This window comes from Streptomyces sp. NPDC003248, assembly GCF_055563235.1.
This window is the reverse complement of the sequence record NZ_JBVHDT010000004.1, coordinates 75,488-89,298: the sequence shown is the minus strand read 5'-3', so window position 1 is coordinate 89,298 and position 13,811 is coordinate 75,488. Positions and strand designations below refer to the sequence as shown.

General features: G+C 71.8%; 9 protein-coding genes and 2 riboswitches. Of the genes, 3 read left to right on the top strand and 6 right to left on the bottom strand.

The window, feature by feature from the left end; translation table 11 throughout:
- Positions 1–56: 56 nt before the first annotated feature.
- Positions 57–1,001, top strand: coding sequence for a type VII secretion system-associated protein (locus ACZ3KJ_RS12170; protein ID WP_467526433.1), 945 nt, complete (start codon positions 57–59; stop codon positions 999–1,001).
- Between the two features lie 62 nt (positions 1,002–1,063).
- Here ACZ3KJ_RS12170 and ACZ3KJ_RS12165 read toward each other — a convergent pair whose 3' ends face one another.
- Entirely contained in the window at positions 1,064–4,399 is a 3,336-nt protein-coding gene (locus tag ACZ3KJ_RS12165; RefSeq protein WP_467526432.1) for a right-handed parallel beta-helix repeat-containing protein, read from the bottom strand.
- A gap of 461 nt (positions 4,400–4,860) precedes the next feature.
- Between ACZ3KJ_RS12165 and ACZ3KJ_RS12160 the strand changes: the two genes are divergently transcribed.
- The gene (locus ACZ3KJ_RS12160) at positions 4,861–6,138 is read left to right on the top strand and encodes a hypothetical protein (RefSeq protein ID WP_467526431.1); all 1,278 of its coding nucleotides are present in this window, start codon (positions 4,861–4,863) and stop codon (positions 6,136–6,138) included.
- Positions 6,139–6,265: 127 nt separating this feature from the next.
- Here ACZ3KJ_RS12160 and ACZ3KJ_RS12155 read toward each other — a convergent pair whose 3' ends face one another.
- From ACZ3KJ_RS12155 to gcvT, 5 genes are all read right to left on the bottom strand, one after another.
- Positions 6,266–7,612 carry a DUF3500 domain-containing protein gene (locus ACZ3KJ_RS12155; RefSeq protein ID WP_467526430.1) on the bottom strand — a complete coding sequence of 449 codons (1,347 nt, stop codon included), beginning with the start codon at positions 7,610–7,612 and terminating at the stop codon, positions 6,266–6,268.
- A gap of 409 nt (positions 7,613–8,021) precedes the next feature.
- Positions 8,022–9,389, bottom strand: a complete 1,368-nt coding sequence (locus tag ACZ3KJ_RS12150) for an L-serine ammonia-lyase (protein WP_467526429.1) — start codon at positions 9,387–9,389, stop codon at positions 8,022–8,024.
- A gap of 193 nt (positions 9,390–9,582) precedes the next feature.
- The gene (gene glyA, locus ACZ3KJ_RS12145; protein ID WP_467526428.1) at positions 9,583–10,845 is read right to left on the bottom strand and encodes a serine hydroxymethyltransferase; all 1,263 of its coding nucleotides are present in this window, start codon (positions 10,843–10,845) and stop codon (positions 9,583–9,585) included.
- 14 nt (positions 10,846–10,859) lie between these two features.
- Entirely contained in the window at positions 10,860–11,237 is a 378-nt protein-coding gene (gcvH, locus tag ACZ3KJ_RS12140; protein WP_385068641.1) for a glycine cleavage system protein GcvH, read from the bottom strand.
- A gap of 146 nt (positions 11,238–11,383) precedes the next feature.
- Entirely contained in the window at positions 11,384–12,511 is a 1,128-nt protein-coding gene (gene gcvT / locus ACZ3KJ_RS12135) for a glycine cleavage system aminomethyltransferase GcvT (protein ID WP_467526427.1), read from the bottom strand.
- Positions 12,512–12,580: 69 nt separating this feature from the next.
- A riboswitch (glycine riboswitch) is annotated at positions 12,581–12,705 on the bottom strand.
- Positions 12,706–12,799: riboswitch (glycine riboswitch) on the bottom strand.
- Positions 12,800–12,970: 171 nt separating this feature from the next.
- Here gcvT and ACZ3KJ_RS12130 point away from each other — a divergent pair.
- On the top strand, positions 12,971–13,645 hold the full coding sequence (locus ACZ3KJ_RS12130) for an AAA family ATPase (protein ID WP_467526426.1): 675 nt from the start codon (positions 12,971–12,973) through the stop codon (positions 13,643–13,645).
- Positions 13,646–13,811 lie beyond the last annotated feature (166 nt).

Below are 13,811 nucleotides of genomic sequence, written 5' to 3'. Positions count from 1 at the left end.
GACAGCGGGCGCCCCCGTCCCGACAACCATCAGACGACCACCAGAGGAACCAGCCCATGACGAACGACACCGACGTCCCGACGGAGGAGCCCGAGGACGCGCCTCCGCCGCTCGTCAGCCGCCCGGTCGACCCGGAGGACCTGGCGCGGGACCCCGGCACCGGCGCGCCGATGCCCGACGCGCCCCGGCATGTGGTCGAGGCCGCCGAGGAGGCCCCCGGCCACTGGTTCGGCCTGCCCGACCCGGCCTGGACCGGGGAGTGGCCGCCGCCGTGGTGGACCGTGGTGGGGGAGTGGCGCGCCGACGACACCGGGCAGCTGGTGGAGTGGCGGCACAATCCGGACTACGTACCGTCGCCCGCGGCGCGGGGCTGGGCGCGGCCGACCGACGCCGTCGACGACGCCGTACAGCGGGCCGCGGCGGGCTACGGCCAGGACGACGAGGTGCCCGACCTGCTGGCCGGGGCCGAGGTCGCGGTCTTCGTCACCCCGGCCGGTGAGCCGGTGACGGCGGTCGCCCCGGACGGCACCCCGGTGGTGCTCGCGTTCACCTCGCAGGCCCATCTGACCGGCGCGGGACGGCTGACGTACGAGATCCACGACGTGCCCGACCTCGCGGCCCGCCTCCCCGAGGGCCACCAGCTCTACCTCAATGCCTCGGCCTCGGTGTCGATGTGCGTGGACCCGGAGGCCCTGCGACGGGCGATCGACCGCGCGGACCACCAGCCCGAACCCGAGCCCGACATCGAGCCCGAGCCCGAGCTCGACTCCGGGGAAGCCGAGCTCGTCCCCGCGGCCCCCCGCGTCGACACCACCGGATCCGCACCCGGGCCCGCGGCCGGAACCTCCGCCCCCGACGCCTCTCCCGTGCCCGAACCCGAACCCGAGCCCGAGCCCGAACCGGCCGCCGAACCCGCTCCCGCTCCGGCCCCCACCCCCGGCACTCTCACCCTCGCCGACACCGCGGCCGCCGCGCTGATGTCCCCCTCCTCCTCCCGCTGACGCGCGGAACGCCGTGGCCCGCACCCGGGCCACGGCGTTCCCCAGCTCCCCGCGCGGGGAGGTCAGTACGCCACCAGGTCCTCCGGCAGCAGTGCCTGGAGGTCCTCCAGTCCGGGCGCGGTCATCGCGCCCAGCCGGCGGGCCTGACTGGTGGTCATCGACTGGAGCAGCTGCCGTGCCGTGCGGGCGTTGCCGAAGGACCGGTCGCGGGGCAGCGCGTCGAGGTGCTCGTACAGCGCCTCGACGGTCTCCGGCCCGCAGGTGTAGCCCGCCTCGGTCGCCTGCGTCCGCACGATGGTCACCAACTCCTCGGTGGAGTAGTCCTCGAAGCGCACATGGCGGGAGAACCGGGAGCCGAGGCCGGGGTTGGAGGCGAGGAAGCGGCGCATCTCCTCGGTGTATCCGGCGACGATGACGACGATGTCGTCCCGGTGGTCCTCCATCAGCTTCAGCAGGGTGTCGACGGCCTCCCGGCCGAAGTCGGAGGGCGCGTTCTCGGGCGTCAGCGTGTACGCCTCGTCGATGAACAGCACGCCGCCCAGGGCCCGTTCGAAGACCTCACGGGTCAGCTGGGCGGTGTGGCCGACGTACCGGCCCACCAGGTCGGCGCGCGCCACCTCGACCAGCTGGCCGCGGGGCAGCACGCCGAGGGAGTGCAGCAGGTCGGCGTAGAGCCGGGCCACGGTGGTCTTGCCGGTGCCGGGCGGGCCCGCGAAGACCAGGTGGTGGCTGAGCTTTGGCGCGGGCAGCCCGACGGCCTCCCGCTGCCGGGCCGCCGCCAGCACGCTCACCAGGTCGCCGACCTCCCGCTTGACCGCGTGCAGACCCACCATGGCGTCCAGTCCCGCGAGCAGGGTCTGCGGATCACGCGCCGCGTCCTGGGCGGTGCCGGTCTCGTCGGCGCAGACGTCGGCGGGCAGCAGCAGCGCCAGGTCGCTCTCCGCGGGATCCACCATCGCCGCCAGCCGGACGGCCTGCCGGTCGATCATCTCCTCGAACACCCGGCGGGCCTCGCGGCCGTTGCCGAAGGAGGCGTCACGCGGCATCCGCCGGTAGAGCCGGGCGAGCGCCTCCCGGGTGCTCGGATGCAGCTCGTAGCGGTGGGCCGCGCACATGTTCTCCGTGATGGTGACCATGTCGGCGTCGGAGTAGTCGGTGAACTCGATGCTGCGGGTGAACCGCGAGGCCAGACCGGCGTTCGCGGCGAGGAACGACTCCATCTCCGCCGTGTACCCGGCGACCACCACGACGACGTCGTCCCGGTGGTCCTCCATGAGCTTCACCAGGGTGTCGATCGCCTCACGGCCGAAGTCGGCGCCGGACCCCTTGCTGTCGGACAGCAGGGTGTACGCCTCGTCCACGAACAGCACACCGCCGAGCGCCTCCTTGAACGCCTCGGTCGTCTTGATGGCCGTACCGCCGATGACCTGGGCCACCAGGTCGGCCCGCGACACCTCCACCAGGTGCCCGGAGCGCAGCACGCCGAGCGAGGCGAGGATCCCGCCGTAGAGCCGGGCCACGGTGGTCTTGCCGGTGCCGGGCGGTCCGGCGAAGACCAGGTGACGGCTCATCGGCGGCACCGGCATGCCCAGCTTCGCGCGCCGCTGCGCCAGCTGGTTGAGGTGGACGAGGGTGGAGACCTGCTGCTTGACGCCCTCCAGGCCGACCAGCGCCTCCAGTTCGGCCATCGGACCCGAGACCGGAGCACCCCGGGCCGCCCCGCCGGGCCCGCCGGGCCCGCCCGCGGCGCCGGAGCCCGCCGGCGCCTCCCGGCCGCCGCCGTCGGTGAACGGCGCGCCCCAGGTGTCCGGGGTGGCGTTGTCGTGGCTGGACAGGTTCTCGACGGACAGCCGCTCGCCGGCACGGGTCTGGCGCAGCCCGGCGCCCCGGTTGTCGCGTACCGTGCAGCCGGTCACGGAGACCGACTCCGCCGAGTCCACCCGGATGCCGTCGCCGAGGCCGGCCGACGCCTCGCAACCGGCGACGACCGCTCTGCCGCCCGCGGACACCAGGATCCCGTGCGCGCCGGAGCCGGTGATCCGGCAGCGGCTCGCGGCGAGTTCCGCGCCGTCGGCCACGGTGATCCCGGAGCCGGAGCTGCCCTCGACGACGGAGTCCCGGACGGTCACCCGCCCGCCGGCGGCGACGGTCACGCCCGCCTCGCCCGACCCGAGCAGCCGGCCGTCGCCCACATGGAGGCCGCCACCCTCGGAGACCAGGACCGCGGAGCCCTTGGCGCCCTCGACGCGGCAGCCCTCCAGCCTGCCGCGACCGCCGTCGCCCACCTCCACGCCGTTCCCGCCCGGCGCGGAGATCACGGCCCTGTGCAGCAGGGGGTTGGCGCCCGAACGCACGGACACGGCGACCCCGGCCGCGTCCGCGACCTCCAGCCGGTCGAACTCGGGGGCGGAGTCGTCCAGGACGAGCACGGCGGCCCTCCGATCGGCGCAGTCCCGCACCACGGCCCGGTCGAACACGGGCGTCGCGCCCCCGCCCACCCGGATCGCGGAACCGGCCGCCGACAGGAACTCGCACTCCTCGAAGGTCCCCCGGGACCGCTCGTCGACCACCAGCCCGGCCGCCGCCGTCCGCACCGTACGGCAGCGGCGCAGGGTGGGATCGCCGCCCGAGGACACCACGATCCCGGCCTCCGAGGTCCCGGTGACGGTGACGTCCTCCAGGACCGTGCGGGCGGTCGAGGTGACGTAGACGCCGGTGGAGACATCGCGGACGGTGGTGCGCAGCACCGTGGTGCCGCTCAGGGCCTCCAGGGCGATGCCGGGCTTGTCGGTGGCGGAGATCTCGCAGTCCTCGACCGAGCCCCGCGCCTCGCCGTTGGCGAGCACGCCGTTGCCGCGCGCGTCCCGCAGCCGGCAGTTCCGCACGACCGTGCGGGAGCGTTCGCCGAGGACGACCGCGGACGAGCCCAGATGCTCGATCTGGCAGTCCTCGACGACACTCCCGCCCGGCGCGATGTCCACCACTCCCGCGCCCGCCGGATTGGTGACACGGCAGCCCCGCATGGCCAGCGATCCCGACATCCGGGCCAGGACGGCGGCCCAGCCGGAGCCGACCACGGTGCAGCGCTCCATGGCCACCTGGCCGCGCGGCGCGTCGACCACCGGCACGTCCTCGTCGCCGCCGCGCAGCAGGAGACCGGTGAGCATGACCTCCTCGGCCATGACGGTCACCGCGCTGCCGAGACGCGGACATATCTCGACGCTGTCCCGCTCGCCCTCGGCGACGATCGTCACCCTGGTCCGGACGGTGAGGTTCTCGGCATAGCGTCCGGGGGCCACGCTGATCACGGCTCCCGTGCGCGCCTGCGCCACGGCCGCGCCGATCGTACGGTAGCCGTCCGGGCGTTCCGGGCAGACCATGAGCACCTGCCGTGACACTGTCCAACCTCTCTGAGCCACGTACGCGCGTGCGCGGACGAAGCGGCACCGACGACCGTGGTTCACCCACCCGGGCCGGCGGCGGCACCGGGTGACCGGATCGTAGGCACAGAGGTGTGCGTAAGAACTGACCGCTGCGCGGAGCCGGTGCTCCCCAGCACTCGACGATGTTTCACCGCGCGCCCGCCCCGGGCGACCGAGCCACTTCGACAGGCTGACGACCGACTTGCCGGACTCCCGTTGCACCCTCGCGAAGGTCCAGGCCTGACAAAGGGGATTCTCAGGTGAATCTGTTTCTATCGGGACGGTATTCAGCGCTGGCGAAAAGGACTGTAATAATGGGCACGCGGCGAGCGTTTCTCGCTCAAGTAATGGGCACGACAATGGCGATCACGGCAGGAGCTGCCGCCTGCGGTTCCGATGCGGATGATTCGGAATCCGGGAATAAGCATGTCAAAAACGTGACCGCTATCACTCAGGTCTACGGCGATGGCCAGAAATTCATCGCGGTGGCCTTGGAGTACGACACCGGCATCGAGACGTCCAAGCTGACGAAGTCGTCGTTCAAGGTCGACGGACGGACCGTCACCAAGGTCTACGCCAACACCACCCCGGCGCTGGCCGATCAGGGGCGCAACGGCAAGTACGTCATCGTCGAGCTGTCCCCCGACGACAGCGGCGCGGCGTTGTGGGGCGACGACAGCGGCAGCGGTAAGACGGGCACGGGGGAGAGCTCCGGCTCGGCGTCACCGTCGGCCTCCTCGGGGAGCGGCTCCGCCGCCTCCGGGGGCCCGCAGGTCGGCCAGAAGGGCGGAGCCAAGGGTGCCAAAGCGGCGAAGGGGACGGTCACCCGGACGGGCAGCGTCACGACCACCGGCGGCGCGTCCTACTCGGGCGGCAGCACGAAGCTCGTCACCACCGAAACCGTGAATCTGATCGTCGACGACTTCCAGCAGTTCTCGTACACGGATTCCCAGACCGGCGAGACTCTGCCCTACAACCTGTTCATCCCCAAGGATCTCGACGAGAGCAAGTCGTATCCCCTCGTCCTGTTCATGCACGACGCGAGCGTGGTCAGCACGGTCACGACCGCCACGCTCGTGCAGGGACTCGGCGCGGTGTGCTGGGCGAGCCCCGAAGACCAGGCCAAGCGCCCGGCGTTCGTCCTGGCACCCCAGTACCCGGAGGTGGTTGTCGGCGACGACTACAAGCCGACGTCGTACTTCGACGCCACGGCCCGTCTCGTCCAGAAGCTGACGGCCGAGTACAGCATCGACTCCGACCGGGTGTACTGCACCGGGCAGTCCATGGGCGCGATGCTGACCCTCGGACTGAACATCAAGTATCCCGACCTGTTCGGCGCCTCGTGGGTCGTCGCCGGTCAGTGGCCCTCCTCCGAGGCCGCCCCACTCGCCGAGAAGAACCTCTTCGTGACCGTCTCCCAGGGCGACACCAAGGCGTATCCCGGCGAGGACGCCATCATGTCCGTCATCGAGAAGGCCGGCACGGAGGTGAGCCGCGCGACCTGGAACGGGAAGTCCACGGCCGCTCAGTTCGCCCGGGACGTGGACGCCATCGCGGCGAAGGGCGCCTCGGTCAACTACGTCACGTTCGAGAAGGGCACAACCGTGACCGAGGCTTCCAAGGAGAAGTTCGGAACCGTCGAGCACAACTCGACCTGGCCGATCGCCTACACCATTGAGGGCGTCAGGGAATGGATCTTCCAGCAGCGGAAGTAGGCCCGCCGCCGACAGCCGGTCGCCACCGCTGCCGGGGCCCTGTGCGGCCAAGGCTCGTGACCCCCGGCGGGCGGTGGCCCGCCGGCTCACCGGGGGTCACGATGTCGGCCCGGTCAGGCGTGATCCCTCACCGGTGGTGGGGGGAGGTGAGGTAGTGCTGACGGAGGAGTTCCCTGCCGTAGTCGTTGCCGTTGGGTGTACGGATGACGGAGTGGACGTGCTTCTGGCTGGGGCCGTCGGCGCGGGTCTTGCCGTAGGCGGGGCCGAGGGGACCGGCCGCCTGGCAATCTACTTCCAGCCAGATGACCGGGCTGTGGATGCGCAGATAGAAGGGGTCGTCGTCGCCGGTCGCGCCGATCCAGGCGGCGTAGGTGTCGTCGAGGTGGTTGCGGATCTCGGCCATGCGGGTCTTGGCGACATCGGCCTTGGCGCGGCCCGCGAAGGCTTCGGCCACCGCGAGGAGCTTCTCTTTCTGGGCCGCGGTGAGGGCGGTGGCGCGGATGCCGGCGTACTCCTCCACCGCGTTGTCCGCGAAGGCACCGGCTTGCATGTCCTCGTTGGCCTTGGTGGCCGAGATGACGGCGGTCTTCTGCTGGGCGGTGGTGAGGGACTGGATGAAGGCGAGGCTGGCCTCGACCTCCTCCTGGCAGACGGAGACGGTCTCGCCGTCGATCTCCATGGAGGTCGGCTCCGATCCCCAGAAGCAGGGGCTCATGACCACTTGGTCGCCGAGGACGAAGTAGTTCACGGCCAGGTGGTGGCCGTCGAGCTGGAATCCCCACGGTTCGGTCGCCGAAGGTGTGCCCATGACGGTCCAGTAGAACAGCTCGTCGTTGAAGACGTCGCTCTTGCCCACCAGTTCACCGGCGGCCTTGTTGATGCGGCGGATCTTCTCCGTGGTCTCCAGGCCCTCGGCGCTGAGCGCCGCCTTCAGCATGGCCGTGCCCAGGGCGTTCTGGGCATCGGTCAGTTCGGCCAGGGAGACGCCCTGGCGCTCGAACTCGCCAGGGTCGAGGTTGCTCCACTGCCGCCACTCGGTGGACTGGACGGTGAACTGGGCCGTGGTCTTCTGATCGTCGGTGAGCCCGGCCAGGAACGCTGTGGCGGCGGAGACGACCGGTGCGGTGTCGACGCCCTGGGAGTGGACCGTGAAGAGGTCGTCGATGCGCTTGCCGTCGGTGGTCAGACCGAAGAAGTCCTCGGTGATGGTCTGCTTCGCGAGGACACCACCGCCGCTGTGACCGGAGCCGCCGCCGGGAGTGCCGCTCGTACTGGCACTGGGAGTCGCCGTCGGCGTGGCGGTGGAGCCGCTGTCGTCGGCGAACGCCACCGCGCCCGCGCCGCCCATGGCGGTGAAAGCGGCGGCTCCGCCCGCGAGGAAGACCCGGCGCATGAAGCCACGGCGGTCGGCGTCGGCTCCCAGCGGTGTCTCCTCGTGCGGCGCCGTCTTGTCGTCCGCGTCGATATCAGGCATGACGGAGAACTCCTCAGTGTGGTTCTGACGTTGGTCCAGCTCAGCGGCTGGGCCGCCTCCGCGACTGTGTCGCAGCGATCTGAGAGACGAATGAAAGGCCGGTCATGAAATCCCCACGGTGGGAGCAGTGATCGCGCGTCCTCTGGTGTCCGAGCCTCGTACGCGGTACCCGGAACACTGACCGGGCGATGCAGGTTCTCGCCTGCGCCGGGGAAGGACGGCCCCATGACGCGGTGCGGCCCCGGGCGATGGGTGCCTCGGGCGGATATGGGCCGTGCTGCGGGTCGATGCCGCCGTGGGACGGCGGGGGTCAGCCGCGCAGGACGGAGACCGTGCCGTCGCCGTGCGTAGGCAGGAAAGGCCCTGACAGCGCCGAAAGACAAGAAGGCGCAGGTCAGGGCCCCTCCGCTCAGCACTCGATGATGTTCACCGCGAGCCCCCCGCGCGCCGTCTCCTTGTACTTCACGGACATGTCGGCGCCCGTGTCCTTCATCGTCTTGATGACCTTGTCGAGGGACACCTTGTGGGAGCCGTCGCCGCGCAGCGCCATGCGGGCCGCCGTGACCGCCTTCACCGCGGCCATGCCGTTGCGTTCGATGCAGGGGATCTGGACCAGGCCGCCGACCGGGTCGCAGGTCAGGCCGAGGTTGTGCTCCATGCCGATCTCGGCCGCGTTCTCCACCTGCTCCGGGGAGCCGCCGAGGACCTCCGCCAGGGCGCCCGCGGCCATCGAGCAGGCCGACCCGACCTCGCCCTGGCAGCCGACCTCGGCGCCGGAGATGGAGGCGTTCTCCTTGAAGAGCATGCCGATCGCGCCGGCGGCGAGCAGAAAGCGGACGACGCCGTCGTCGTCCGCGCCCGGGACGAAGTCCACGTAGGAGTGGAGGACGGCGGGGATGATGCCGGCGGCGCCGTTCGTGGGGGCGGTGACCACCCGGCCGCCGGCCGCGTTCTCCTCGTTCACCGCCATCGCGTAGAGCGTGATCCACTCCATGGCGTGGGCGTGCGGGTCGCCCTCGGCGCGGAGCTGCCGGGCCGTGACCGCCGCGCGGCGGCGCACCCGCAAGCCGCCCGGCAGGATGCCCTCGCGGGACATGCCGCGCGCCACGCACTCCCGCATCACCCGCCAGATCTCCAGCAGACCCGCGCGGATCTCCTCCTCCGTCCGCCAGGCCCGCTCGTTCTCCAGCATCAGCGAGGAGATCGACAGGCCCGTCTCCTTCGTCAGGCGCAGCAGCTCGTCGCCCGTGCGGAAGGGGTACTTCAGGGGCGTGTCGTCCAGCTTGATGCGGTCCGCGCCCACGGCGTCCTCGTCGACGACGAAACCGCCGCCCACCGAGTAGTACGTCTTCGTCAGCAGTTCCGCGCCCTGCGCGTCGTACGCCCACAGCGTCATGCCGTTCGCGTGGTACGGCAGGGCCGTACGGCGGTGCAGGACCAGGTCGTCGTCGTAGGAGAACGGGATCTCGTGCTCGCCGAGCAGCCGGATCCGGCCCGCCGACCTGATCGACTCCACCCGTTCGTCCGCCGTCTCCACGTCCACCGTGCGCGGCGAGTCGCCCTCCAGGCCGAGGAGGACGGCCTTCGGGGTGCCGTGGCCGTGGCCGGTGGCGCCGAGGGAGCCGTACAGCTCCGTGCGGACGGAGGCGACGGAGGCCAGCAGGTCCTCGTTGCGCAGCCGGCGGGCGAACATGCGCGCCGCGCGCATCGGGCCGACCGTGTGGGAGCTGGACGGGCCGATGCCGATCGAGAACAGGTCGAAGACCGAGACGGCCACGGTGACTCCTCGGGACGGGGGTGGTGCGGGGTCTCCGCATCGGGGTGGTGCGGGCTCGGCGTGCCACCGGGCGCGGGATCGCCGCACCCGCGTGCCACCGGCGCGGGATCGCCGCACCGGGGTGGCGCCGGTCCGGGGCGTCCCGCGCACCCACCTACGAGTGTGCGGGACGCCCCGCCGAGAACCGGGGGACCTACTTGTTCAGACCGGGGTACAGCGGGTGCTTGTCCGCCAGGGCGACGACCCGGGCCTTGAGCGCCTGTGCGTCGTAGGACGGCTTCAGCGCCTGGGCGATCACGTCGGCGACCTCGGCGAAGTCCTCGGCGGTGAAGCCGCGGGTGGCGAGGGCGGGCGTGCCGATCCGCAGGCCGGAGGTGACCATCGGCGGGCGCGGGTCGTTCGGCACCGCGTTGCGGTTGACGGTGATGCCGACCTCGTGCAGACGGTCCTCGGCCTGCTGACCGTCCAGCTCCGACTCGCGCAGGTCGACCAGGAGCAGATGCACGTCGGTGCCGCCGGACAGGACGTTCACCCCGGCCTCGCGGGCGTCGGCGGCCGTCAGGCGCTCGGCGAGGATCTTCGCGCCCTCGACCGTACGGCGCTGGCGCTCCTTGAACTCCTCGCTCGCCGCGACCTTGAAGGACACCGCCTTGGCCGCGATCACGTGCTCCAGGGGACCGCCCTGGAAGCCCGGGAAGACGGAGGAGTTCAGCTTCTTCGCGAACTCCTTCTTCGCGAGGATGATGCCGCCGCGCGGGCCGCCCAGCGTCTTGTGGGTGGTGGAGGTGACGACGTCGGCGTACTCGACGGGGTTCGGGTGCAGGCCCGCCGCGACCAGACCGGCGAAGTGCGCCATGTCCACCCACAGGTACGCCTCGACCTCGTCGGCGATCCGGCGGAACTCGGCGAAGTCCAGCTGCCGCGGGTACGCCGACCAGCCCGCGATGATCACCTTCGGACGGTGCTCCTTGGCCAGCCGCTCGACCTCGGCCATGTCGACCAGGCCGGCCTCGTCCACGTGGTACGCGACCACGTCGAACTGCTTGCCGGAGAAGTTCAGGCGCATCCCGTGGGTCAGGTGACCGCCGTGCGCCAGGTCCAGGCCGAGGATGGTGTCGCCCGGCTGGGCCAGCGCGAACAGGGCGGCCTGGTTGGCGGAGGCGCCCGAGTGGGGCTGCACGTTGGCGTACTCGGCGCCGAACAGCTCCTTGATCCGGTCGATCGCGATCTGCTCGGCGACGTCGACGTGCTCGCAGCCGCCGTAGTAGCGGCGGCCGGGGTAGCCCTCGGCGTACTTGTTGGTCAGGACCGAGCCCTGCGCCTCCATGACCGCGAGCGGAGCGAAGTTCTCCGAGGCGATCATCTCCAGCGTGGACTGCTGGCGGCGCAGCTCGGCGTCGACCGCCGCGGCGATCTCCGGGTCGAGCTCGTGCAGGGGCGTGTTCAGGACAGACATGCGTCTACGACTCCTCAGCCGGCGGTGTAGGCGGTGTACTCGTCGGCGGAGAGCAGTTCTTCCTGCTCGCCCGAGACGCGTACCTTGAACAGCCATCCGCCCTCGAAGGGGGCGGAGTTCACCAGCGCCGGATCGTCGACGACATCCTGGTTGACCTCGACGATCTCGCCGTCGACGGGCGAGTACAGCTCACTGACCGACTTGGTCGACTCCAGCTCGCCGCAGGACTCGCCCGCGGTCACCGAGTCGCCGACCGCCGGGAGCTGCACGAAGACCACGTCGCCGAGCGCGTTGGCCGCGTGCTCCGTGATGCCGACCGTCGAGACGCCGTCCTCGGCGGCCGACAGCCACTCGTGCTCCTTGCTGTAGCGCAGCTGCTGGGGGTTGCTCATGGCCTGAATTCTCCTGTACGCGGGGGAGTGCTGGTGAAGGGGGGACTGCTGAATACGTTCGTGAGCAGCGGAAATGTGCGCAGGGTCACGCGCACCGGCCGTCCCGGCGGCGATCTCTGCCCCCGGGTCTTCGCTTCCGGGGGTCTTTACTTCTGTCGCCGGTAGAACGGCAGCGCCACGACCTCGTACGGTTCGTGGCTGCCCCGGATGTCCACGCCGACACCCGGCGTGCCCGGTGCCGCGTGCGCGGCGTCGACGTACGCCATCGCGATCGGCTTGCCCAGCGTGGGGGAGGGGGCGCCGGAGGTGACCTCGCCGATGGTCTCGCCGCCCGCGACCACCGCGTACCCGGCGCGCGGCACCCGGCGGCCCTCGGCGACCAGGCCGACCAGGACGCGCGGCGGGTCCGTCTCCGCGCGCGAGGCCGCCTCGGCGAGCGCCGCGCGCCCGACGAAGTCGCCCTCCTTGCCGAACTTGACCACCCGGCCGAGGCCGGCGTCGAAGGGGGTCAGCGCGGTCGACAGCTCGTGCCCGTACAGCGGCATGCCGGCCTCCAGGCGCAGCGTGTCCCGGCAGGACAGGCCGCAGGGGACCAGTCCGGCGCCCTCGCCGGCCTTGGTCAGGGCCTGCCACAGCTCCACCGCGTGCTCCGGCTTCACGAACAGCTCGAAGCCGTCCTCGCCGGTGTAGCCGGTGCGGGCGATCAGCGCCGGGACCCCGGCGACGGTGCCGGGCAGTCCGGCGTAGTACTTGAGGCCGTCGAGGTCGGCGTCGGTGAGGGACGCCAGGATGCCCGGCGACCGGGGGCCCTGGACGGCGATCAGGGCGTAGGCGTCCCGGTCGTCGCGGACCTCGGCGTCGAAGCCGGCGGAGCGCTCCTGGAGCGCGTCCAGCACCACCTGCGCGTTCGAGGCGTTCGCGACGACCATGTACTCGGTGTCGGCGAGCCGGTAGACGATCAGGTCGTCGAGGATGCCGCCGTCGGCCCGGCAGATCATCGTGTAGCGGGCGCGGCCGACGCCGACGGACGCGATGTCGCCGACCAGGGCGAAGTTCAGCAGGGCGGCCGCCTGCGGACCGGTGACGGTGATCTCGCCCATGTGCGAGAGGTCGAACAGGCCGGCGCGGGTGCGGACGGCGTGGTGCTCGTCGCGCTCGGAGCCGTAGCGCAGCGGCATGTCCCAGCCGGCGAAGTCGGTCATCGTGGCACCGAGCGAGCGGTGCACGGCGTCGAGCGCGGTACGGCGCTGCCGCGAGGGTTCGGTACTGCTCATCGGACGGTCGTCTCCCAGGGCGAGGGGCCCCGCGCGAGCACAGCCGGGCGCGGGGGAGGGCGAGGAAAGTCCTCCCCATCTGTCATCGGAACCTGAGAGGTTCGCCATGACCGCGGGTGATCGGCGACGATCACGCGGTCCTGACTTGCACCTTGGGTGGGGCCCTGTGGCAGCGGCCCGCTTTTCAGATGTGCCTCGCCCGCGCGGTAACGGGGCCTGAGAGATTCAAGGGAGGGACTTGCTCCTTCGGCGCCCGGACACGGTCCGGGACTCTCCCGCGCGGATTCAAACGGCCGGTATGCAGTTGGCGCGGCCATCATTGCACGCCCGGCCCGCGTCACGGCAGGCCGCATCTGTAACCGGCTTGTGGCGGGACGCGTACGAAACAGGAAGACACCGAGCATTACCTTCTCTTTACGCTCGAAGGGGAGAAGACTTGTCTGACCCCAGGGGAGGACGATGACGGTGAACAGGACCACGGCGTACGCGACGACCTCGGCGATCGCGCTGCCCGCGCAGCCCGCGACCCCGGCCCGGGGGGTGTGCGGTACGGCCCGCGCGTCCGTCGTCCGCGACCTGCGCGACCGCGCCGGCCACAGCCCGCACGGCCTGCTGTTCGGCCCGCGCGACCTGGTCGTCGTCACGGGCCTGCCGGGCAGCGGCAAGTCCACCCTGATGCGGCGCACGGTGAACGGCGTCCGCATCGACTCCCAGGACACCCGCGACCGCTGGGACGCCCGCGTGCCGCGCTTCCTGCCGTACGCGCTCTACCGCCCGCTCGTCCGCGTCGCCCACTACGCCGGGCTGCGCCGCGCCGTGCGCGCCGGCGGGGGCGTCGTGGTGCACGACTGCGGCACGCAGGCCTGGGTGCGCGCCTGGCTGGCCCGCGAGGCTCGCCGACGTGGCGGCACCCTGCACCTGCTGATGCTCGACGTCACCCCCGGCACCGCCCTGGAGGGCCAGCGCGAGCGCGGCCGGGGCGTCTCCCGCTACGCCTTCCTGCGCCACCGCCGGGCCGCCTCCCGCCTCCTGCGCTCCGTCGAGCGGGGCCGCCTCCCCGAGGGCTGCGGCTCGGCGATCCTCCTCGACCGCCCCGCGGCGGACGCCCTCCGCCGCATCGCCTTCACCGGCTGATCCGCTCGTCCTCGCCCTCCCCGCCCTCCCTTCCCCGACGGCGGACCCCGGCAGACCGCACCCCCGGCCCCGGCGCCCCGGCCGCACGGGGCGGCCGTCGGCACGGGGCGTCGGAGGGGTGCTCGGGTGGCGTGCGGGTGGCGGGGGGACTCGCTCTTCCGTCTTG

Coding starts and splice junctions, on each gene's coding strand:
- ACZ3KJ_RS12170 (WP_467526433.1), top strand. CDS start 57: ATGACGAACGACACCGACGTCCCGACGGAGGAGCCCGAGGACGCGCCT.
- ACZ3KJ_RS12155 (WP_467526430.1), bottom strand. CDS start 7,612: ATGCCTGATATCGACGCGGACGACAAGACGGCGCCGCACGAGGAGACA.
- glyA (WP_467526428.1), bottom strand. CDS start 10,845: ATGTCTGTCCTGAACACGCCCCTGCACGAGCTCGACCCGGAGATCGCC.
- gcvH (WP_385068641.1), bottom strand. CDS start 11,237: ATGAGCAACCCCCAGCAGCTGCGCTACAGCAAGGAGCACGAGTGGCTG.
- gcvT (WP_467526427.1), bottom strand. CDS start 12,511: ATGAGCAGTACCGAACCCTCGCGGCAGCGCCGTACCGCGCTCGACGCC.
- ACZ3KJ_RS12130 (WP_467526426.1), top strand. CDS start 12,971: ATGACGGTGAACAGGACCACGGCGTACGCGACGACCTCGGCGATCGCG.